Source organism: Citrobacter sp. Cb023 (genome assembly GCF_030336805.1).
GTDB lineage: Bacteria > Pseudomonadota > Gammaproteobacteria > Enterobacterales > Enterobacteriaceae > Citrobacter > Citrobacter braakii.
In genome coordinates this window covers 89657-111295 of the sequence record NZ_JAOWCV010000039.1, presented here as the reverse complement: position 1 = coordinate 111295, position 21639 = coordinate 89657, and the positions used below count along the sequence as shown (strand labels likewise).

Below are 21639 nucleotides of genomic sequence, written 5' to 3'. Positions count from 1 at the left end.
CCCGGCGGTGTTCGCCTGCCGGGCTATTTGCTCTTGTTAGAAACCGCGCTTCCAGCATCATGGGCAAGCCGCAGCGTATCAACCATACCTACCAGACAAATAATCGCAATAGCGACAAAGGCCAGCCGGAAACTGATACCCGGAATATTGCCTAACGCCAGCCATTCACTCACCTCATCGCCGATACGAATTCCGATAGCGGCCAATGAAATGCCCAAGCCTACCGCTAATTGTGTTGCCGTACTGAACAGCGTATTGGCGTAGCTCATTTGTGGTCCGGGGACGTCCGCAAAGGCAAGCGTGCTGATACCGGTAAACTGAATTGAGCGGAACACGCCGCCCAGATACAACACCAACAAAATAACCCACACCGGGGTCTGCGGCGTAATTAATGCACAGGCCAACAGCGCCAGGACGTTTAGCGCACCGTTGATTAACAGCAGTTTCTTAAAGCCCAGCCAGCGTATCAACGGCGTGGTGGCAGGTTTTATCGTCAGATTGCCCACAAACACCGCCAGAACCAGCGAACCCGCGTGAAAAGCGTTCATGCCAAAACCGACCTGGAACATTAACGGCAGCAGAAATGGTACAGCGCTAATAGAAGCACGAAATAGTGACCCGCCGTACAGGGTGACGCGAAAAGTAGGGACGCTCATGGCATCAAGACGAATCATCGGCCAGGTAGTGCGACGAAAATGATGCAGGGCAAACAGAAAGGTCACGGTTCCTAGCGCCAGCAGCCCGGCGGTTAGCCAGCCCTGCGGCTGCTGGGTTCCCAGTAACTCCATGGCATACACCAGGCTAACCATCGCAACTGAGGTCGCGATAAAACCCGCTATATCAAATGGACGGCGCTCGTCGTCATGAATATCCGGGATGAAACGTAGCGCCAGCGCGATCGCCAAAACTCCCAGCGGTACGTTAATAAAGAAGATCCAACGCCAGTTAGCATAGCTGGTAATGAATCCTCCAAGCGGTGGTCCGATGATAGGCGCGACTAACGCGGGCCAGGTCAGGGTCGCTATGGCGGTGATCAACTGATGTTTAGGCGTGGTGCGCAGTACCGCGAGACGGCCAACAGGAACCATTAGCGCGCCACCCACACCCTGTAAAATTCGCATTGCTACAAAGCTCTCAAGGCTTTCGGACAAACCGCATAAAACTGAAGCGAGAGTAAAAATCGCCAGCGCCAGGGTAAACACTTTTCGGGCGCCGAAGCGATCCGCAATCCAGCCGCTGGCGGGGATAAGCACCGCGAGGGTGATCAAGTAGGCGCTGATACCAATGTTCAGGTCTACCGCCTGTACGCCAAAGCTTTTGGCCATGTCGGGTAGGGCTGTGGCAATCACCGTGCCGTCAATAAATTCCATAAAGAAAGCCCCGGCAACAAGTAATGCTGCCGGGGAAAGACCGCGTTGGTTCTCAACCGCTAACTGTTCACTCATGTTGTGCTTGCCATCTCAAAAGAAACTGACTGGATCTTTTTTATTTTCAGCGCATTTGTAATGTGTGCGCGGCTATCGTTTCGATCGCTGAATAGGTACTATGACGACCTTTCTATAAGGAGCTCACTATGTCCCAAACATTGAATGCCGATCAGGAACTGCTCTCGGACGTTGTTGCCTGTCAGCTGGTTATCAAGCAAATTCTGGATGTTCTTGATGTTATTGCCCCGGTAGAAGTTCGGGAAAAAATGTCCAGCCAACTGAAAAACATCGATTTTTCCAGCCATCCTGCAGGGGCCGATCCGGTCACTATGCGCGCAATACAAAAAGCGGTTGCCTTGATCGAGTTGAAATTCACGCCGCAGAATGAATCCCACTAAAATAAACCGTTGTTTCAGGTTTTAGAAAGGTTTTTTTGCGCCTCGCAGAATGGGAGGCGCGTGCCAGGGAAAATCAGAGGTTGACCGGATAAGGTGCGCAGCATCGCTATCCGGCATTAACGCGATGAAAACTGAAGATTAGTGATGCTGGTAGTTAACGACGTTGAGCAAGTGCTTATCGGTTTGCGCCATGCACAGCCCCGCGCGTTTGGCGCTGCGGACTTCATCAAGAATCGTCTGTAACAGCACGCCATCCTGCTGCTGCTCTTTTTCCAGGTCGTGAAGAAAATCAATGGTTGGCGCATCGTTTAATGCTTCAGCTTCATTGGTTAAACGCGAGAGCTTACTCGAACGCTGCTGATATTCATCCAACGTTTTCTGAAACAATTCTTCAAGGGAACTCAGTTCATCACCCGGCACATCCATGGCCTTGACGATGGGATTAGCCCCGGCACTTTTCATAAAATTGAACATACGCATCATTTGAGTCACGTTACCCTGCGCCTGCGTGCGTAGAAACGTGGCTGTACCTGTCAGGCTATGCTCGTAGCACCATTCGCTGAGATGCAGGTAAAGATTCGAGGCGTAGAACTCGAGATTCATTTGTGTATTGAGTTTATGAACAATTCCAACTGCAGCCATATCAATATCCTTATTTCCAGAAAGGGGGATGTACGTTACTCACGCCAGTACAGCGGGCTGCCGCTGCACTTCACCTCTACGTACAATTAAAACTGTTAGCAGAATAAATCCGTTCCGCCGGTCCTTTAGTGATCACGAATTATATTCGCTCCGATCGAGATTCAGCATAACGCTTGCCCTGGTATAAGAAAATCCTTAAATCTGCGTATTTATGTTTTTTTACATATTGTCATAACAGTATTCATGCTTCTGCTGTTTTGGCATATAGATGACATGAATGTAAGTGGTTGAAATTTATGTCATTAAATGATTTTCATGATAATGAAATGGTGTTTCATATCACAAAATTAAATTCCACAATAAGGTATTGTCTGGCATCTGATGATTATCTGCCCAAGTTGAAAGGCAATTTCACGATCGGGATGGATTAGTGCAAATTATCTGATGGCTAATTTTTTGCGCCAGATCAGTTTTAATCAAATCGAGAAATTTAACAGTCTGCACTGGTCGTCATTAATTGTTTCGTTTATGTGGATTAAGCAAGGAGTTACATATGAAGAAGGTTGCGGTGCTGCTGGCACCCGGTTTTGAAGAGGCGGAGGCGATTGTTACCCTGGATATTCTGCGTCGCCTGAATATCGAAGTCGAAACCCTGGCCTGCGCAGAGTCACGTGCGGTGGTGAGTTATCATGACGTACCGATGGTGATGGATAGCACGCTGGCCGCGCGCCAGACGTATCTCTACGATGCCGTCGTATTGCCAGGCGGACCGCAGGGCAGCGTTAATCTTGCCGCCAGTGAGGCGGTCATCCAGTTTGTATCTCGTCATGATCAGGCAGGAAAGCTCATCTGCCCGGTATGTTCTGCGGCCGCGCGTGTGTTGGGCGGCCACGGTCTGCTGAAGGGGCGTCGCTATGTTTGCTCAGGAGATCTGTGGCAAAACGTCACGGACGGGGAATATATCGATGCGCCGGTTGTTGAAGATGGCAATCTGATTAGCGGCAAAGGATTAGGGCATATTTTCGATTTTGCGTTGACGCTTGCGGCGCGCCTGCTGGGAGATGACATTCCGGTTCGCGATCACGCTGACCACATTTATTACCGATGGTAATCATGTTCCCGAATGCTTCGGTATTCGGGAACAAGGATTCGTTGGCTGATGTTATGGATTAATCTGCTATCCCTCTTTTTTCCCGTCGACAAAACCGCGTTTTTTTATGTCATTTCCCGCTGAATTTATGTACGCAATTACTGTAATTCTGTGGTGTGATGCCGCTCTCTTATGGAGAATCAATTTCCCGCTAAAACTACTCTCAGCACTGGCATTGATCTTATCACTAAAAGGTAATGCCTTGTTTTACGTCCGAATTACAAAAAATCGTCTGATTTTACCCTACATAAAAGAACGTTAAAGCTGGAGTTAACCATGCACAAATTCACTAAAGCGCTGGCTGCCATCGGTCTGGCTGCCATTATGTCACAATCCGCTATCGCTGAATCCATGAAGCTCGGTTTCCTGGTCAAACAACCGGAAGAACCGTGGTTCCAGACTGAATGGAAATTTGCCGATAAAGCCGGTAAAGACCTTGGCTTTGAGGTGATTAAAATTGCCGTCCCGGATGGTGAGAAGACCCTTAACGCCATCGACAGCCTGGCTGCAAGTGGCGCAAAAGGGTTTGTGATTTGTACGCCGGACCCCAAACTCGGGCCTGCCATTATGGCCAAGGCGCGTGGCTACGATATGAAAGTCATTGCCGTCGATGACCAGTTTGCTAACGCCAAAGGTAAGCCGATGGATACCGTGCCGCTGGTGATGATGGCTGCAACCAAAATTGGTGAGCGCCAGGGCCAGGAGCTGTATAAGGAGATGCAAAAGCGCGGTTGGGATGTGAAATCCACAGCCGTAATGGCCATTACCGCGAATGAACTCGATACCGCGCGTCGCCGTACATCGGGTTCAATGGAAGCGCTTAAAGCCGCTGGCTTCCCGGAAAAACAGATCTACCAGGTCCCCACTAAATCGAATGATATCCCCGGGGCATTCGATGCCGCTAACTCCATGCTGGTTCAGCACCCTGAAGTCAAACACTGGCTGATTGTCGGCATGAACGACAACACCGTGCTGGGCGGCGTACGTGCGACCGAAGGGCAGGGCTTCAAAGCGCCGAATGTGATTGGTATCGGCATCAACGGCGTTGATGCCGTGAGCGAACTCTCCAAAGGCGAAGCGACCGGGTTCTACGGTTCACTCCTGCCAAGCCCGGACGTTCACGGCTACAAATCAAGTGAGATGCTCTACAACTGGGTAACGAAAGGTGCAGAGCCACCAGCGTTTACTGAAGTGACGGATGTGGTGCTGATTACCCGCGATAACTTTAAAGAAGAACTGGCGAAGAAAGGCTTAGGCGGTAAGTAACACAAATGCCGGATGCGACGCCAACGCGTCTTATCCGGCCTACGAATTGCGTACTCAGTAGGCCGGATAAGGCAAAGCCGCTATCCGGCATAAAGATCTGACTCACGGAGACGTTATGCAACAGTCTACCCCGTATCTCTCATTTCGCGGCATTGGCAAAACGTTCCCCGGCGTTAAAGCGCTCACGGATATCAGTTTCGACTGCTATGCCGGTCAGGTGCATGCGCTGATGGGCGAAAATGGCGCCGGGAAATCAACACTATTAAAAATTCTCAGCGGCAACTATGCGCCAACGACGGGATCTTTGGCGATCCGTGGACAAGAGGTTTCGTTTGCGGACACCAATGCCGCGCTGAACGCCGGTGTTGCCATTATTTACCAGGAACTGCATCTCGTCCCGGAAATGACCGTTGCCGAGAATATTTATTTAGGGCAGATGCCGCACAAAGGCGGGATTGTGAACCGCTCGCTGCTGAACTATGAAGCGGGGCTTCAGCTCAAGCATCTGGGCATGGATATCGATCCCGATACGCCGTTGAAATACCTCTCCATTGGTCAATGGCAGATGGTGGAGATTGCGAAAGCGCTGGCGCGCAACGCCAAAATTATCGCGTTTGATGAACCGACCAGCTCCCTTTCAGCGCGCGAGATTGAGAATCTGTTTCGCGTCATCCGTGAGCTACGCAACGAAGGGCGCATCATCCTGTACGTTTCGCACCGTATGGAGGAGATCTTTGCCCTTAGCGATGCCATCACCGTGTTTAAAGATGGTCATTACGTCAAAACGTTCACGGATATGCAGCAGGTCGATCACGACGCGCTGGTGCAGGCGATGGTCGGGCGCGACCTCGGTGATATTTATGGCTGGAAATCCAGACCTTATGGTGCAGAGCGCCTGCGTTTGCATGAAGTCAAAGCCCCTGGCGTGCGTACCCCGATCAGTTTATCGGTGCGCAGTGGTGAAATTGTCGGATTGTTTGGACTGGTGGGCGCCGGACGTAGCGAATTAATGAAAGGTCTGTTTGGCGGCACGCGTATCACGGCAGGCCAGGTGTTTATCGATGAACAGCCTATTGATATCCGTAAACCGAGCCACGCCATTGAAGCGGGGATGATGCTGTGCCCGGAAGATCGCAAGGCTGAAGGGATCATTCCGGTCCATTCGGTGCGTAACAACATCAACATCAGTGCCCGTCGTAAACATGTTCTGGGCGGATGCGTGATCAACAACGGCTGGGAAGAGACCAATGCCGATCACCATATTCGCTCGCTCAATATTAAAACGCCGGGCGCGGAGCAACTGATTATGAACCTCTCCGGGGGTAATCAACAGAAGGCTATTCTCGGCCGTTGGTTATCGGAAGAGATGAAAGTGATTTTGCTGGACGAACCTACACGCGGTATTGATGTGGGCGCCAAGCATGAAATTTATAACGTGATTTATGCCCTCGCGGCGCGCGGCGTGGCCGTGCTGTTTGCTTCCAGCGATCTGCCAGAAGTGCTCGGTGTCGCCGACCGTATCGTGGTGATGAGAGAAGGCGAAATTGCCGGTGAGTTACTTCATGAACAGGCGGATGAGCGCCAGGCGTTAAGCCTTGCTATGCCAAAAGTTAGCCAGGCTGTAGCCTGAATAAGGAGAGAATGATGTCTTCCGTTTCAACATCGGGTTCAGGTGCTGCAAAGTCGGCGCTAAATCTTGGTCGTATTTGGGATCAATACGGGATGCTGGTCGTGTTCGCCGCGCTGTTCCTGGTTTGTTCCCTCTTTGTGCCTAACTTTGCCACTTTCATCAACATGAAGGGGCTGGGGCTGGCGGTATCGATGTCGGGTATGGTCGCGTGTGGGATGCTGTTTTGCCTGGCATCCGGTGACTTCGACCTGTCCGTTGCCTCCGTGATTGCCTGCGCCGGGGTTACTACAGCCGTGGTCATTAATATGACCGAAAGCCTGTGGATTGGCGTGGCTGCCGGGCTACTGCTCGGTATTCTATGTGGTCTGGTGAATGGGTTCGTGATTGCGCGGCTGAAAATTAACGCCCTGATCACGACCCTTGCGACGATGCAGATTGTGCGTGGTCTGGCCTACATTATTTCCGACGGTAAGGCGGTAGGGATTGAAGACGAGCGCTTCTTCACTCTCGGCTACGCCAACTGGTTTGGTCTGCCGGCACCTATCTGGATCACGGTCGTCTGTTTCATCGTTTTTGGCTTACTGCTCAATAAAACCACGTTTGGTCGTAACACGCTGGCCATTGGGGGGAATGAAGAGGCGGCACGTCTGGCTGGGGTTCCGGTCGTTCGTACCAAAATTATTATCTTTATTCTGTCCGGGCTGGTATCCGCCATCGCCGGGATTATCCTCGCATCTCGTATGACCAGCGGCCAGCCAATGACCTCAATCGGCTATGAGCTGATCGTGATTTCCGCGTGCGTGTTAGGGGGCGTTTCGCTTAAAGGCGGCATCGGAAAAATCTCATATGTGGTAGCCGGAGTGTTGATTCTGGGAACGGTTGAGAATGCAATGAACCTGCTGAACATCTCTCCGTTCGCACAGTATGTCGTACGTGGTCTGATCCTGCTGGCGGCGGTGATCTTCGACCGTTACAAGCAAAAAGCGAAGCGTACTGTTTGATGATTTTAACCCCAACTTTTTAGTCTAGCTTTAGCTCATCGCCAGCCGCTACCCGGCTGGCGATTGTTTTTCCAAATGGCGAGCATGGTCACACTGTCTATACTTATATCCGTCATACATCATATATACGGCGCGATCCGCGCGGCGTACAGACCATGATGAGGAGGATAACCGGGTGACAGCATCACTGATCTTACCCCCTGAACAATCTGCAAGCTGTGCTTATTTTTTTGATCTCGATGGAACACTGGCTGAGATCAAACCTTATCCAGACCAGGTCGTTGTCCCTCAGACAATCCTGCAGTTATTACATCAGTTGGCGACGCATAATGCGGGTGCGCTGGCATTGATTTCAGGGCGCTCGATGGTCGAGCTTGACGCGCTTACCACTCCCTTTCGTTTTCCGCTCGCCGGAGTGCATGGGGCAGAGCGCCGTGACATCAATGGTCAAACTCATATAGTGCGCCTGGCTGCGGCAATAGAGCGCGAAGCAGGAGAGCTATTAAGTACCGCCTTGGCGACGATGCCGGGTACAACGCTTGAAGCAAAAGGGATGGCGTTCGCACTGCACTATCGCCAGGCCCCGGAACATGAAGCGGCGCTAATTAATCTGGCTGAGCGCATCACGCACAGATGGCCGCAGTTGGCTTTACAGCACGGAAAATGCGTTGTGGAGATAAAACCAAAGGGTACGAACAAAGGTGACGCAATTGCCGCATTTATGCAGGAAGCACCTTTTGCCGGACGGATCCCCGTTTTTTTTGGTGACGATCTGACGGACGAAACAGGATTTGGCGTGGTTAATCGCGCAGGGGGCATTTCCGTGAAGGTGGGGAATGGAGCGACGCAGGCGACATGGCGTCTGGATGGCGTGAGTGATGTCTGGCACTGGCTGGAACAAATTAACTCTTCGCAGCAAGAATCGAAAGCAACGAATAACAGAAGAGGTGGCTATGAGTCGTTTAGTCGTAGTATCTAATCGTATCGCCTCACCAGATGACAAAGGGAGCGCAGGTGGGCTTGCCGTCGGTGTGCTTGGCGCGTTGAAGGCTGCTGGTGGCCTATGGTTTGGCTGGAGTGGCGACACGGGTAATGAGGACAAACCATTAAAAAAAGTCACGCGTGGCAATATTACCTGGGCTTCGTTTAATTTGAGTGAACAGGATTACGAAGAGTATTACTGCCAGTTTTCTAATGCGGTTTTATGGCCTGCATTTCATTATCGCCTCGATTTGGTGCAGTTTCAGCGTCCTGCATGGGAGGGCTATCAGCGGGTGAATGCCTTGCTGGTAGATAAACTGCTGCCGCTGCTCAGCGATGACGACATAATCTGGGTTCATGATTACCATCTGTTGCCGTTTGCCAGCGAGCTGCGTAAACGCGGCGTGAATAACCGTATCGGTTTTTTCCTGCATATCCCTTTTCCGACGCCGGAAATCTTTAATGCCTTACCCCCACATCAGACGCTACTTGAGCAGATGTGTGATTTTGATTTACTCGGTTTCCAGACCGAGAACGATCGTCAGGCTTTTCTGGATTGTCTGGCAGCCCAGACTCAGGTAACCACTCAGAGCGAGCAGCACCACCGCGCATGGGGAAAAGCGTTTCGTACCCAGGTCTATCCCATCGGTATTGAGCCGGATGAGATCGCCCGCCAGGCTTCCGGACCTTTGCCGCCGAAGCTGGCGCAACTGAAAGCAGAACTTAAAAATGTGCAGAATATCTTCTCCGTTGAGCGTCTGGATTATTCTAAGGGTTTGCCGGAGCGCTTTCAGGCCTATGAGGCTCTGCTGGAACACTATCCGCAGCACCACGGTAAAATTCGCTACACCCAGATAGCGCCAACTTCGCGTGAAGAGGTGCAGGCCTACCAGGATATTCGGCACCAACTGGAGACTGAAGCGGGGAGGATTAACGGTAAATATGGGCAGTTGGGCTGGACGCCGCTCTATTATCTGAACCAGTACTTTGATCGTAAATTGCTGATGAAAATCTTCCGCTACTCTGATGTAGGGCTGGTGACGCCGCTGCGAGATGGTATGAACCTGGTTGCGAAAGAATTCGTGGCCGCGCAGGATCCCGCCAACCCCGGCGTGCTGGTGTTATCGCAATTTGCCGGGGCCGCGAATGAGCTAACTGCCGCGCTTATTGTTAATCCTTATGACCGCGACGAAGTGGCTGGCGCATTAAACCAGGCTCTGACGATGCCGCTTGCTGAGCGTATCTCCCGCCACGCTGAGATGCTCGAAACTATCATTAAAAACGATATCGACAACTGGCAGGCGAGGTTCATTTGCGATCTGGAAAAAGTCATCCCACGTCAGAGTAAACAGCCATTGCCAGACAACGTTTCTCCCTGCACTAAACTGGCGTAACGCTCAGAAAACGCAGGTCAATCTCCAGCCAGTGGAACCAGCAGAACATCCACGTGGCTGGCACCGATCACGCTTTTTGCTGAGCAGGACGCGCGCGAAAAGAAGCTGTGGTTATGGTTGCCATAAATGACCAGATCGACCGCGTGTTTACGGCATACATCCAGAATATGTTCATTCAGTGCCCCATAGGTAATAAAGGTATGCTCAATGGGGTACTGTGCCTCTTTGCTGAGCTTGTCGATAAAATCCTGAGTCTCCTCTTGCATCACTTCACGCAGGTCCTCCAGCATAGGTGCTGCAAACTGATTATAAAGTTCAGGGTCTGAGACCAGGGTTATCAGGCTAATACGAGCGTTGACAGGGCGAGCGATTGAAACCGCCTTGGCTAACAACTGCTGGCTTTCAGGGGTGGCGGCAACGGCCACAAGAATGTGTGTATAGCTCATAACTCGCTCCTTTTTTCAAGAATTATGAGAGGGTTTCTCAGCATTGCTCGGCTTACTCCATACTGCAACGTTTCCTTCCCGGATAGTGTGAATGTCATCATGGTTATTCATTAATTATTCTTATAAATAGAATAATTGCGCCATATAACTTGTAAATACGTTCAGCTTACTTAAGTAAAACTCACCGCTAATGAAAACAATGTGTTAATTAAAAATTAACAAAAGTTAACATTTAATGGGTTATCACTACCCGGTATTAATTAATCACCCTTAATATTTAAGTCATTGTTTATAAAGGATTTAATTGAAATGGTGTTTTAGATTAAATATGTGATCAAGCTCGCTATTTCACAAGGTGATATTAACGTTTGTGAACAAAATACTATTCGCTTTTATTGCAAGAATATTCGTATGTCAGGAATTGAAATGGCGAATTTGAGGTTAAAAAATAAGCAAAGTAAAAGCTGTGCTGATGGATTTATGTTAAGTGTTTAGCTAGTTTATGTGATCTATGTCACATATTCTTCAAATTCGCTGCATAGCTACGTTGTATGTGTAACGGGCGGCGGGTAGAGTTGCGTCGAATTAGGAAAAATCTTAGACATTTGTAAGAATTGATGTGAGCTTGTAAGGGGCGCGGCTTTCTGAAAAGGGAATGTTTAGACAACGCGTAAGTGCCGTCACGCTGCTATGTATTTGACCTTTTGCTTTTTTTTACCGGGCCTTCCCGGCGACATCACGGGGTGCGGTTTCACCGCATGAAAACAATGTTGGTTATTATGGATGCAAATAATGCATACATCCGAGTTGCTGAAACACATCTATGACATCAATTTGTCATATTTATTGCTTGCACAGCGTTTGATCGTTCAGGACAAAGCATCTGCGATGTTTCGCCTTGGTATCAGCGAAGAAATGGCGGACACGTTGGCAACATTAACACTTCCACAAATGGTCAAACTGGCTGAAACAAACCAACTGGTCTGTCATTTCCGTTTCGACGATCACCAGACCGTTACTCGCCTGACGCAAGACTCCCGCGTTGACGATCTTCAGCAAATTCATACCGGTATCATGCTTTCAACGCGACTGTTAAGCGACATCGATGAAGCAGCGCGCAAGAAAAGGGCTTGATGATGAGCGAAAAAAGCATTGTTCAGGAAGCGCGTGATATCCAGCTAGCGATGGAATTAATCACATTGGGCGCCCGTTTGCAAATGCTGGAAAGCGAAACGCAATTAAGCCGTGGCCGACTTATCAAGCTGTATAAAGAATTACGCGGCAGCCCTCCGCCAAAAGGGATGCTGCCTTTCTCCACCGACTGGTTTATGACGTGGGAACAAAACATTCATGCTTCGATGTTTTGCAACGCATGGCAATTCCTGCTCAAAACTGGTTTGTGCAGCGGCGTGGATGCCGTGATCAAAGCGTATCGTTTATATCTTGAGCAGTGCCCGCAGCCAGAAGAAGGGCCACTGCTGGCGTTAACTCGCGCATGGACGTTGGTGCGTTTTGTCGACAGCGGATTGCTGGAGTTGTCCCGATGCAATTGCTGCGGTGGGAATTTTATTACCCACGCTCACCAACCCGCAGGCAGCTTTGCCTGCAGTTTATGCCAACCGCCATCACGCGCCGTAAAAAGACGTAAACTTTCCCAGAATGCTGCCGATATTATTCCACAACTGCTGGATGAACAGATCGAACAGGCTGTTTAACTGATACGGTGTGGACAAACACTCCAGCAGCGGTAAGCGATTACCGCTGCTTTTTTTTGTCCTGACCTCGAGTTAACTGCCCGACTGCGCATCCTGTCATAGTCAATTGCGAAAGGATGATGTCGTGCTTATCTTATTAGGTTACCTGGTTGTTATTGGTACAGTTTTCGGCGGTTACATGATGACCGGCGGACACCTTGGGGCACTCTATCAACCGGCTGAGCTGGTGATTATCGGTGGCGCGGGTATTGGGGCATTCATCGTCGGCAATAACGGGAAAGCCATTAAGGGGACGATGAAAGCCATCCCGATGCTTTTTCGTCGTTCAAAATACACCAAAGCGATGTATATGGATCTGCTGGCGCTGTTGTATCGCCTGATGGCCAAGTCACGTCAGCAGGGCATGTTCTCGCTTGAACGCGATATCGAAAACCCCAAAGAGAGTGAAATTTTCGCCAGCTATCCGCGCATTCTTGCTGATGCCGTGATGCTTGATTTCATTGTCGATTATCTGCGTCTGATCATCAGCGGCAACATGAACACGTTTGAAATTGAAGCGCTGATGGATGAAGAGATTGAGACTCACGAAAGTGAGGCCGAAGTCCCGGCCAACAGTCTGGCGATGGTGGGGGATTCATTACCGGCGTTCGGGATCGTGGCGGCGGTCATGGGGGTTGTCCATGCGCTGGCTTCTGCCGATCGTCCGGCGGCTGAACTGGGTTCGCTGATTGCACATGCCATGGTAGGGACATTCCTCGGTATTTTACTGGCCTATGGATTTATTTCTCCGCTTGCCAGCGTTCTGCGCCAGAAAAGCGCTGAAACCACCAAAATGATGCAGTGTGTGAAGATAACTCTGCTCTCCAATCTGAATGGTTACGCGCCGCCAATTGCCGTCGAATTTGGTCGTAAGACTCTGTATTCCAGCGAACGTCCATCGTTTATCGAACTGGAAGAGCATGTTCGTGCGGTGAGAAATCCAACTGCGCAGCAGACGACCGAGGACGCATGAAAAATCAGGCCCATCCCATTATCGTTGTAAAGCGACGCAAGCATAAAGGTCACGGTGGTGGGGCGCATGGTTCGTGGAAAATCGCCTACGCCGATTTTATGACCGCGATGATGGCCTTCTTTCTGGTGATGTGGCTCATTTCCATCTCTAGCCCTAAAGAATTGATCCAGATTGCCGAATATTTCCGTACGCCGCTGGCTACTGCGGTAACCGGGGGAAATCGTATTTCGAATAGCCAAAGTCCAATTCCAGGCGGCGGGGATGATTACACCCAGCAGCAGGGAGAGGTGAACAAGCAGCCGAATATCGATGATCTGAGAAAACGCATGGAACAAAGCCGCTTGAGCAAACTTCGCGGCGATCTCGATCAGTTGATTGAATCTGACCCCAAACTGCGTGCGCTGCGCCCGCATTTGAAAATTGATTTAGTTCAGGAAGGGCTGCGGATACAGATTATCGACAGTCAGAATCGCCCGATGTTTAAAACCGGTAGCGCTGAGGTGGAACCGTATATGCGCGATATCCTGCGAGCCATAGCGCCAGTGCTTAACGGCATTCCTAATCGAATCAGCCTTTCCGGCCATACGGATGATTACCCTTACGCCAATGGTGAAAAAGGGTATAGCAACTGGGAGTTGTCCGCCGATCGCGCTAACGCGTCGCGTCGCGAACTGGTTAGCGGCGGTCTGGATGATGGAAAAGTATTACGTGTGGTAGGTATGGCCGCCACGATGCGTCTGAGCGATCGCGGTCCTGAAGACGCTATCAACCGCCGTATTAGCCTGCTGGTTCTCAATAAGCAGGCGGAAGAGGCCATTTTGCATGAAAACGCTGAAAGCCAGAATGAGCCGGTAAGTGTCTTACAACAGCCAGCGGAACTCCCGCCGGCAAGCGTTCCCACATCGCCACCAGCCAATCCGAGGTGATAGCGTGAGCATGGATATAAGCGATTTTTATCAAACATTTTTTGATGAAGCTGACGAACTGTTGGCTGACATGGAGCAACACCTGCTTGATTTGGTTCCTGAAGCCCCTGATTCCGAACAGCTGAATGCAATTTTTCGTGCTGCGCACTCGATAAAAGGCGGGGCGGGCACCTTCGGCTTTACCATTTTGCAGGAAACGACCCATCTGATGGAAAACCTGCTGGATGAAGCGCGGCGTGGCGAGATGCAGCTCAATGCCGACATTATCAACCTGTTTTTGGAAACGAAAGATATTATGCAGGAACAGCTCGACGCCTATAAAAACTCAGAGGAGCCGGATGCCGCCAGCTTTGAGTACATTTGTAATGCGTTACGACAGTTAGCGCTCGAAGCGAAAGGTGAAACCGCACCGGCAGTCGTCAACACCGCAAAACTGAGCGTTGTTGACAGCGCTGCAATGCAGGAAGAGGCGGTTGCACAGCCTGAGTCCGCAAGCGAAGAGAGCAAGAAACGCATTATTCTCACGCGCCTGAAAGCCAATGAAGTGGATTTACTGGAAGAGGAGCTGGGGAACCTGGCGACCTTAACCGATGTGGTGAAAGGGAGCGACACGTTGTCAGCAACGCTTGATGGCAACCTCGCGGAAGATGACATCATCGCGGTGCTGTGCTTTGTGATTGAAGCTGATCAGATTGAATTCGAAACCGTCAGCGCAGCGCCCGCAGCCGTTGAAACTGAAGCTGAAGCTGAAGCTGAAGCTGAAGCAGAAACGGTAGCCGTTGTCGCGAAGCCGCAGCCGGTTGCCGTTGCGCCAGCGGCGAAAGCCGCCGCCAGCGAAGCGCCAAACGGACGCGCGGAACGCGATAAACCCGCCCGTGCCAGCGAGTCAACCAGCATCCGCGTAGCGGTTGAGAAGGTCGATCAGCTCATTAACCTGGTCGGTGAGTTGGTCATCACCCAGTCTATGCTGGCACAACGTTCTAACGAACTGGATCCCGTCAATCATGGCGATCTCATCACCAGTATGGGGCAGTTACAACGTAACGCCCGCGACTTGCAAGAGTCGGTGATGTCGATTCGTATGATGCCCATGGAGTATGTGTTCAGTCGTTTTCCGCGTCTGGTGCGTGACCTGGCCGGTAAGCTGGGTAAACAGGTCGAACTGACACAGGTGGGAAGCTCAACCGAACTCGACAAGAGCCTGATTGAACGCATCATCGATCCGTTGACGCACCTGGTGCGTAACAGCCTCGATCACGGTATTGAACTGCCGGAAAAACGCCTTGAAGCCGGGAAAAGCCCAATCGGTAATCTGACGCTTTCCGCGGAGCACCAGGGCGGGAATATCTGTATTGAAGTCACCGATGATGGCGCCGGTCTGAACCGTGAACGAATCCTCGCCAAAGCTATCTCCCAGGGGATGCCGATCCACGAAAACATGAGCGATGACGAAGTCGGTATGCTGATCTTCGCCCCGGGCTTCTCGACCGCTGAACAGGTGACGGATGTCTCTGGCCGCGGCGTGGGTATGGATGTGGTGAAGCGAAATATCCAGGAGATGGGGGGCCATGTTGAGATCCAGTCCAAACAGGGACAGGGGACGACTATCCGAATTCTGCTGCCGCTGACGCTGGCGATCCTCGACGGCATGTCCGTGCGCGTGGCCGACGAAGTCTTTATTCTGCCGCTGAATGCCGTTATGGAATCACTGCAACCGCGCGAAGAAGATCTCCATCCGCTGGCCGGAGGAGAGCGCGTGCTGGAAGTGCGTGGCGAATATTTACCGCTGGTTGAGCTGTGGAAAGTCTTTGAGGTTGAAGGCGCAAAAACCGAAGCGACTCAAGGTATTGTGGTGATTTTGCAAAGTGCAGGGCGTCGCTACGCGCTGCTGGTCGATCAGTTAATTGGTCAACACCAGGTGGTCGTCAAAAACCTGGAAAGCAACTACCGCAAAGTGCCAGGTATTTCTGCAGCAACGATCCTCGGCGACGGCAGCGTCGCGCTGATTGTCGATGTCTCTGCATTGCAGGGATTAAACCGCGAACAACGTGTGGCGATCACAGCCGCCTGATTGAGTGAGAAGGGAATAATATGACCGGTATGAGTAATGTAACTAAACTGGCCGGCGAACCGTCAGGTCAGGAATTCCTCGTGTTTACGCTGGGGGATGAAGAGTACGGTATCGATATCCTGAAAGTGCAGGAAATCCGTGGGTACGATCAGGTGACGCGTATTGCTAACACGCCTGCGTTTATCAAAGGTGTCACCAATCTGCGCGGTGTGATTGTGCCGATTGTTGACCTGCGCGTGAAGTTTAGCCAGAGCGATGTGGACTACAACGAAAACACCGTGGTGATTGTGCTGAATCTGGGCCAGCGGGTGGTCGGGATTGTGGTCGATGGCGTCTCGGATGTGCTGTCGCTGACAACGGATCAAATCCGTCCGGCACCGGAATTTGCCGTAACGCTGTCGACGGAATACCTGACGGGACTGGGGGCTCTGGGTGACCGGATGCTGATCCTGGTTAACATTGAGAAGCTGCTCAATAGCGAAGAAATGGCGCTGCTGGATATTGCCGCCAGCCACGTCGCGTAACCGCTATATCATATCCGGCCTACAATGATTGCTGTTGTAGGCCGGATACGCGTAGCACATCCGGCAGATTTCCCCTTACGCTTCCCGCTCAACCAGCTCCGGTTCTTCTTCCAGTAAACCTTCATCTTGTGCCAGCATCGCCGTTGCAATCCCGTTACCTAATACGTTGATTGCTGAACGTCCCATATCCAGGAAGTGGTCAATACCCATCAGTAACAGAATCCCGGCAACCGGAATATTAAAGCTCGGAATAGTTGCTGCCAGCACCACCAGCGCAGAACGCGGCACGCCGGCAATCCCTTTTGACGCCAGCATCAGCGTCAGCATCAGGACGGTGATTTCTGCAAAGGAGAGGTGAATGTTATAGGCCTGCGCGATAAACATCGAGGCAAATGAACAGTAAACCATCGAGCCGACCAGGTTAAATGAATAACCGATAGGCAATACAAATGACACGATGTTAGGCGAGCAACCAAATTTGGTTAATTGCTCCAGCGTTTTTGGATAGGCGGCTTCCGAGCTGCTGGTAGTAAATGCGACCAGAACCGGATCTTTCAGCATGCTTACCAGACGAAAAACCTCTTTTTTCAGCATGACATAACCGACCGCCAGCAGAACCAGGCAGGTCAGCAAAATAGCCACATAGTAGCCGCCGATGAACGATGCATAGTTAAGCAGGATCCCCAGACCCTGGGTGGAGATAACGGAGGAAATGGCGGCGAAAATGGCCAGCGGCGCAACGTACATCACGTAGCCAGTCACCTTAAGCATAATGTGGGAGACCACATCCAGCGCGGCAACCAGCGGGGCATTGAACTTCTCACCAAGGGATGCGCCACCAATACCGAAGAACATCGAGAACACCACAATTTGCAGGATCTCATTGTTGGCCATCGCCTCGGCTATGCTGGTTGGGATGGTGTGAGTCAGGAAACCTTTCAGGCTCATGCCGCTCACGGCCAGGCCGGTATCAGTGGCTTCCAGCGGGATCGCCAGGTTCAGGCCGCTGCCGGGTTGCTCAAGAGAAACCACAAACAGACCGACCAGAATAGACAGTATGGAAGAGCTAATAAACCAGATCATCGCTTTGCCGCCTACGCGCCCGATGGTAGACGTTTCCCCCAGGCGCATAATACCGACGGTCAGGGTGCTGAATACTAAAGGTGCGATCACCATTTTAATCAGGCGCAAAAAGATGTCGGTGAGAAGCGTAATATTATCGGCCCAGGCGGTCACTACGCCGGGGGCGGCATACGAGTGGATCACCGCCCCTGACAGGATCCCCGCCAACATGAAGATCACGATAAACAACGTGAGTTTGTTTGCATTTGCCACTAAAAAGCCCTCAGTAAGGATTTAACATTTATTGTTCGGTTACTCATTTTTTATATTTATTAATTGGTAACTAAGTATTCATCATATAAATTGAATTAAAGCGCCAGCTGATACAACTTTTTTTAATTTTTTATCCATTTTGTTGTGGTGCAGAGGATATGTATTTGTGATCCTGGTCACGAAATAATGACTATTTCATCCAATATGACCGCGCCCACAGATAAATTTGAATGTTATTCACATGATAATTGTGACGTTTTTATGTGAATGATTTGTGGTTGCCGTACACCCGTTTTCCCCTCCTTCCGCGAGGCTTCACGTCCCTTCAGGATTTCCTTTTCGCAAACGTAAAGTTATCTCAGCGACTGCCGATAACGTTGATAACTCGTTTTCAGGAAGGTGCCTTATGTTTAACCGTATCCGCGTTGTCACAATGCTGATGATGGTGCTGGGGGTTTTCGCACTGCTACAGCTTGTTTCCGGTGGTCTGTTGTTTTCTTCATTGCAGCAGAATCAGCAAAGTTTTGTTATTTCTAACGATCTTCGACAGCAGCAAAGTGAACTCACCTCAACATGGGATCTGATGCTGCAAACACGTATCAATTTAAGCCGTTCTTCTGCACGCATGATGATGGACGCGTCCAACCAGCAAAGCAGCGCGAAAAACGATCTGCTGAAGAATGCGAAAGCATCGTTGGCGCAGGCCGAAACACATTACGCAAAATTTAAAAACATCACACCGTTACCCGAGATGGCAGAAGCCAGCGGCAACGTTGAGGAGAAATATCAGCAGTACCATGCGGCCTTAACAGAACTGGTTCAGTTTCTGGAGAACGGCAATATGGATGCCTATTTCGCGCAACCGACTCAGGGAATGCAAAACGCGCTCGGTGAGGCGCTGGGCAAGTACGCCAGCGTTAGCGAAAAGCTTTACGCTCAGGCATTCGATAAAAGTGCGCGGGATTACCATTTCGCCCAATGGCAGCTTGGCGTGCTGGCCGTAGTGCTGGTGCTGATTCTGGTGGTGGTGTGGTACGGCATCCGCCATACCCTGCTTAATCCTCTGTCTCGCGTCATTGCCCATATTCGGGAAATCGCCAGCGGTAACCTGACCGCGACCCTGGCCGTCAGCGGTCGTAATGAAATCGGCGAGCTGGCCAGTACGGTTGATCATATGCAGCGCTCGCTGACGGAAACCGTCACCCTGGTGCGTGAAGGTTCTGATGCGATTTATTCCGGGACCAGCGAAATTGCCAGCGGGAACACCGACCTTTCATCTCGTACTGAACAGCAGGCCTCTGCGCTGGAAGAGACCGCAGCCAGCATGGAACAGTTGACCGCAACCGTGAAGCAAAATGCGGACAACGCGCGTCAGGCCTCGCAATTAGCGAAAAGCGCCTCCGATACCGCACAGCATGGCGGCAAAGTGGTTGATAGCGTGGTGAACACCATGCACGAAATCGCCGATAGCTCGAAGAAAATCGCCGACATCATCAGCGTTATTGATGGTATTGCTTTCCAGACCAACATTCTCGCACTGAACGCGGCGGTTGAAGCGGCGCGTGCCGGTGAACAAGGCCGTGGCTTTGCCGTGGTTGCGGGCGAAGTGCGTAATCTGGCAAGTCGCAGTGCGCAGGCAGCGAAAGAGATCAAAGCGTTGATTGAGGATTCGGTTTCCCGAGTGGATACCGGGTCCGTATTGGTAGAAAGCGCAGGCGAAACGATGAACGACATCGTAAATGCCGTAACGCGGGTGACCGACATTATGGGCGAGATTGCCTCGGCCTCCGACGAGCAAAGCCGGGGGATTGATCAGGTGGCGCTCGCGGTATCCGAGATGGATCGCGTTACGCAGCAGAACGCCTCGTTGGTACAGGAATCGGCTGCCGCTGCCGCTGCTCTTGAAGAACAGGCCAGCCGCCTGACGCAGTCGGTGTCGACTTTCCGCCTTGCGTCACGTCCGGCGTCGGCTAAGCCACGCGATACACGATTACCTGCAACGGCGGCCGCATCCTATCCGCGCCAGAACAATGAACAAGATACGAATTGGGAAACATTTTGACTGATAGTTAAACCGCGGCCAGTGCCGCCCAATGGGAGCGTTGATGTTTAATCGTATTCGAATTTCGACCACGCTGTTTTTGATTTTAATCCTCTGCGGTGTTTTGCAGATTGGCAGTAATGGCTTGTCCTTCTGGGCATTTCGGGACGGTTTTCAGAACCTGAATCAGGTCGAACGAAGTAATCAGCAACGCGCTGCGCTGGCCCAAACCCGAGCTGTGTTATTACAGGCCAGTACGGCCCTTAATAAGGCAGGGACGCTGACCGCCCTGAGCTATCCGCCAGAGGATATCAACACGCTGATGACCCTCGCACGTGATAGCCTGGCGCAGTCTGAATTGATGTTTAAACGCTTTATGGCGACATCGGATACAACGGCACAAGGGAAGGCGCTGTTTGGCGCAACGGAGAAAAGTTTCAGTCAATGGCACAGCGCTCTCGCGCATCAGGCCACCTGGCTTGAAAACAATCAGTTGTCAGATTTTCTGACCGCGCCGGTGCAGGCTGCTCAGGATGCTTTTGATGCAAATGTGAATGCGTGGCAGAGCAACATCGATCGAGTGTTGCAAACGGCAGGAGAGCAGAGCCAGCGAAATTACCATATGTCGGGGGTGATTTTCGCCACCATGGTGGTACTGGCGGCACTGCTCACCAGCGGTGCGCTGTACTGGTCGCGCAAGATGATTGTCCAGCCGCTGGCGATCGTGGGCAGTCATTTCGACAGCATTGCCGCGGGTAATCTGGCCCGGCCGGTAGCGGTTTATGGGCGCAATGAGATCTCAGCCATTTTTGCCAGTCTGAAGAAGATGCAGCAGGCACTGCGTGAAACGGTAAGCGAAGTACGCCAGGGCAGCTCAGCCATGCATAGCGGTATTTCAGAAATCGCGATGGGTAATAACGATTTGTCTTCGCGCACTGAACAGCAGGCGGCCGCGCTGGCGCAAACGGCAGCCAGCATGGAACAACTGACCGCAACCGTAGGACAGAATGCGGATAACGCGCGCCAGGCGTCAGGAATTGCCAAAAGTGCGGCAGATACAGCGCATAAAGGCGGCGAACAGACGTCCCGGGTCGCCAGCACCATGCATGAGATTTCCGCGAGCTCGCAGAAAATTGGCGACATCATCGGCGTGATTGACAGCATTGCCTTTCAGACCAACATCCTTGCGCTGAATGCTGCGGTTGAGGCCGCTCGCGCGGGTGAGCAGGGGCGTGGTTTTGCCGTGGTTGCGGGCGAAGTGCGCAATCTGGCAAGCCGTAGCGCACAGGCGGCGAAAGAAATTAAGGGGCTCATTGAGGAGTCTGTCACCCGAGTGCATCAGGGCTCGCAGTTGGTTGATATGGCAGCGCGCACCATGACGGAAATTGTCAGCTCGGTTACTCGGGTTAACGACATCATGGGCGAGATTGCCTCTGCGTCTGATGAACAGCGCAGAGGCATCGAGCAGGTGGCGCAGGCCGTCAGCCAGATGGACTCCGTGACGCAGCAAAACGCCGGGCTGGTGGAAGAAGCCGCATCCGCCACCGGACAACTTGCCATGCAGGCCGATAATCTTTCTGCCTGTGTCGCATTTTTTAAACTTGAAGAGCTAACCGTAGCAAAACAAGAGTTGGCGCAACCGCAGGTTGTGCCCGTTGTATCCTGAATGTGATTGAGAAG

General features: G+C 51.5%; 19 protein-coding genes. 15 read left to right on the top strand and 4 right to left on the bottom strand.

The genetic code is table 11. From position 1 onward, the window contains the following. Positions 1-23: 23 nt before the first annotated feature. Entirely contained in the window at positions 24-1445 is a 1422-nt protein-coding gene (locus OGW44_RS20205) for an MFS transporter (protein WP_047358314.1), read from the bottom strand. Between the two features lie 128 nt (positions 1446-1573). On the opposite strand from OGW44_RS20205, the gene OGW44_RS20200 reads away from it, so the two are divergent. Further along, positions 1574-1825 (top strand): DUF2766 family protein, encoded by a 252-nt coding sequence (locus tag OGW44_RS20200; RefSeq protein ID WP_016153452.1) that lies wholly within the window; start codon positions 1574-1576, stop codon positions 1823-1825. Positions 1826-1963: 138 nt separating this feature from the next. Here OGW44_RS20200 and OGW44_RS20195 read toward each other — a convergent pair whose 3' ends face one another. Continuing rightward, positions 1964-2467 (bottom strand): non-heme ferritin-like protein, encoded by a 504-nt coding sequence (locus OGW44_RS20195; RefSeq protein ID WP_016153451.1) that lies wholly within the window; start codon positions 2465-2467, stop codon positions 1964-1966. Between the two features lie 553 nt (positions 2468-3020). Here OGW44_RS20195 and OGW44_RS20190 point away from each other — a divergent pair. The 6 genes from OGW44_RS20190 to otsA all read left to right on the top strand — a co-directional run bounded on the left by OGW44_RS20190 (position 3021) and on the right by otsA (position 9889). Next, positions 3021-3578: a DJ-1/PfpI family protein gene (locus tag OGW44_RS20190; RefSeq protein WP_153646338.1), complete on the top strand. Its 558-nt coding sequence runs from the start codon at positions 3021-3023 to the stop codon at positions 3576-3578. A gap of 315 nt (positions 3579-3893) precedes the next feature. After that, entirely contained in the window at positions 3894-4883 is a 990-nt protein-coding gene (locus OGW44_RS20185) for an arabinose ABC transporter substrate-binding protein (RefSeq protein ID WP_003034602.1), read from the top strand. A gap of 115 nt (positions 4884-4998) precedes the next feature. Beyond that, positions 4999-6513, top strand: coding sequence for an arabinose ABC transporter ATP-binding protein AraG (gene araG, locus OGW44_RS20180; RefSeq protein ID WP_019077050.1), 1515 nt, complete (start codon positions 4999-5001; stop codon positions 6511-6513). Positions 6514-6527: 14 nt separating this feature from the next. Then, positions 6528-7514 (top strand): L-arabinose ABC transporter permease AraH, encoded by a 987-nt coding sequence (araH, locus tag OGW44_RS20175; protein WP_016153448.1) that lies wholly within the window; start codon positions 6528-6530, stop codon positions 7512-7514. 175 nt (positions 7515-7689) lie between these two features. After that, the gene (otsB, locus tag OGW44_RS20170) at positions 7690-8493 is read left to right on the top strand and encodes a trehalose-phosphatase (protein ID WP_080858826.1); all 804 of its coding nucleotides are present in this window, start codon (positions 7690-7692) and stop codon (positions 8491-8493) included. Next, entirely contained in the window at positions 8468-9889 is a 1422-nt protein-coding gene (otsA, locus tag OGW44_RS20165) for an alpha,alpha-trehalose-phosphate synthase (RefSeq protein WP_131346231.1), read from the top strand. Before otsB ends, otsA begins: the two co-directional genes overlap by 26 nt. A gap of 17 nt (positions 9890-9906) precedes the next feature. Here otsA and uspC read toward each other — a convergent pair whose 3' ends face one another. Next, positions 9907-10335 carry a universal stress protein UspC gene (gene uspC, locus OGW44_RS20160; protein ID WP_016153445.1) on the bottom strand — a complete coding sequence of 143 codons (429 nt, stop codon included), beginning with the start codon at positions 10333-10335 and terminating at the stop codon, positions 9907-9909. A 792-nt stretch (positions 10336-11127) separates the two neighbouring features. Here uspC and flhD point away from each other — a divergent pair. The 6 genes from flhD (at position 11128) to cheW (ending at position 16583) form a co-directional block, all read left to right on the top strand. Further along, the gene (gene flhD, locus OGW44_RS20155; RefSeq protein ID WP_016153444.1) at positions 11128-11469 is read left to right on the top strand and encodes a flagellar transcriptional regulator FlhD; all 342 of its coding nucleotides are present in this window, start codon (positions 11128-11130) and stop codon (positions 11467-11469) included. Next, positions 11466-12050, top strand: coding sequence for a flagellar transcriptional regulator FlhC (gene flhC / locus OGW44_RS20150; RefSeq protein WP_085951062.1), 585 nt, complete (start codon positions 11466-11468; stop codon positions 12048-12050). The genes flhD and flhC overlap by 4 nt, the downstream gene beginning before the upstream one ends. 124 nt (positions 12051-12174) lie before the next feature. Continuing rightward, positions 12175-13062 carry a flagellar motor stator protein MotA gene (motA, locus tag OGW44_RS20145; protein ID WP_016153442.1) on the top strand — a complete coding sequence of 296 codons (888 nt, stop codon included), beginning with the start codon at positions 12175-12177 and terminating at the stop codon, positions 13060-13062. After that, positions 13059-13988 (top strand): flagellar motor protein MotB, encoded by a 930-nt coding sequence (gene motB / locus OGW44_RS20140; protein WP_016153441.1) that lies wholly within the window; start codon positions 13059-13061, stop codon positions 13986-13988. Before motA ends, motB begins: the two co-directional genes overlap by 4 nt. Positions 13989-13992: 4 nt before the next feature. Further along, a complete protein-coding gene (gene cheA / locus OGW44_RS20135) occupies positions 13993-16059 on the top strand; it encodes a chemotaxis protein CheA (protein WP_049040537.1) in 2067 nt (688 codons plus the stop codon). 20 nt (positions 16060-16079) lie between these two features. Further along, positions 16080-16583 (top strand): chemotaxis protein CheW, encoded by a 504-nt coding sequence (gene cheW, locus OGW44_RS20130; RefSeq protein WP_003034638.1) that lies wholly within the window; start codon positions 16080-16082, stop codon positions 16581-16583. Between the two features lie 75 nt (positions 16584-16658). Here cheW and OGW44_RS20125 read toward each other — a convergent pair whose 3' ends face one another. Continuing rightward, entirely contained in the window at positions 16659-17918 is a 1260-nt protein-coding gene (locus OGW44_RS20125) for a dicarboxylate/amino acid:cation symporter (RefSeq protein WP_016153439.1), read from the bottom strand. A 406-nt stretch (positions 17919-18324) separates the two neighbouring features. Here OGW44_RS20125 and tar point away from each other — a divergent pair, with 406 nt between their 5' ends. Further along, positions 18325-19980, top strand: a complete 1656-nt coding sequence (gene tar / locus OGW44_RS20120; RefSeq protein ID WP_046275660.1) for a methyl-accepting chemotaxis protein II — start codon at positions 18325-18327, stop codon at positions 19978-19980. Between the two features lie 43 nt (positions 19981-20023). Further along, entirely contained in the window at positions 20024-21625 is a 1602-nt protein-coding gene (gene tap, locus OGW44_RS20115) for a methyl-accepting chemotaxis protein IV (protein ID WP_185655095.1), read from the top strand. Positions 21626-21639: the final 14 nt, after the last annotated feature.

Excerpts from the sequence above, each read along its gene's own strand:
- OGW44_RS20205 (WP_047358314.1), bottom strand. The coding sequence starts at position 1,445 with ATGAGTGAACAGTTAGCGGTTGAGAACCAACGCGGTCTTTCCCCGGCA.
- OGW44_RS20200 (WP_016153452.1), top strand. The coding sequence starts at position 1,574 with ATGTCCCAAACATTGAATGCCGATCAGGAACTGCTCTCGGACGTTGTT.
- OGW44_RS20195 (WP_016153451.1), bottom strand. The coding sequence starts at position 2,467 with ATGGCTGCAGTTGGAATTGTTCATAAACTCAATACACAAATGAATCTC.
- OGW44_RS20190 (WP_153646338.1), top strand. The coding sequence starts at position 3,021 with ATGAAGAAGGTTGCGGTGCTGCTGGCACCCGGTTTTGAAGAGGCGGAG.
- OGW44_RS20185 (WP_003034602.1), top strand. The coding sequence starts at position 3,894 with ATGCACAAATTCACTAAAGCGCTGGCTGCCATCGGTCTGGCTGCCATT.
- araG (WP_019077050.1), top strand. The coding sequence starts at position 4,999 with ATGCAACAGTCTACCCCGTATCTCTCATTTCGCGGCATTGGCAAAACG.
- araH (WP_016153448.1), top strand. The coding sequence starts at position 6,528 with ATGTCTTCCGTTTCAACATCGGGTTCAGGTGCTGCAAAGTCGGCGCTA.
- otsA (WP_131346231.1), top strand. The coding sequence starts at position 8,468 with ATGAGTCGTTTAGTCGTAGTATCTAATCGTATCGCCTCACCAGATGAC.
- uspC (WP_016153445.1), bottom strand. The coding sequence starts at position 10,335 with ATGAGCTATACACACATTCTTGTGGCCGTTGCCGCCACCCCTGAAAGC.
- flhD (WP_016153444.1), top strand. The coding sequence starts at position 11,128 with ATGCATACATCCGAGTTGCTGAAACACATCTATGACATCAATTTGTCA.
- motB (WP_016153441.1), top strand. The coding sequence starts at position 13,059 with ATGAAAAATCAGGCCCATCCCATTATCGTTGTAAAGCGACGCAAGCAT.
- cheW (WP_003034638.1), top strand. The coding sequence starts at position 16,080 with ATGACCGGTATGAGTAATGTAACTAAACTGGCCGGCGAACCGTCAGGT.
- tar (WP_046275660.1), top strand. The coding sequence starts at position 18,325 with ATGTTTAACCGTATCCGCGTTGTCACAATGCTGATGATGGTGCTGGGG.
- tap (WP_185655095.1), top strand. The coding sequence starts at position 20,024 with ATGTTTAATCGTATTCGAATTTCGACCACGCTGTTTTTGATTTTAATC.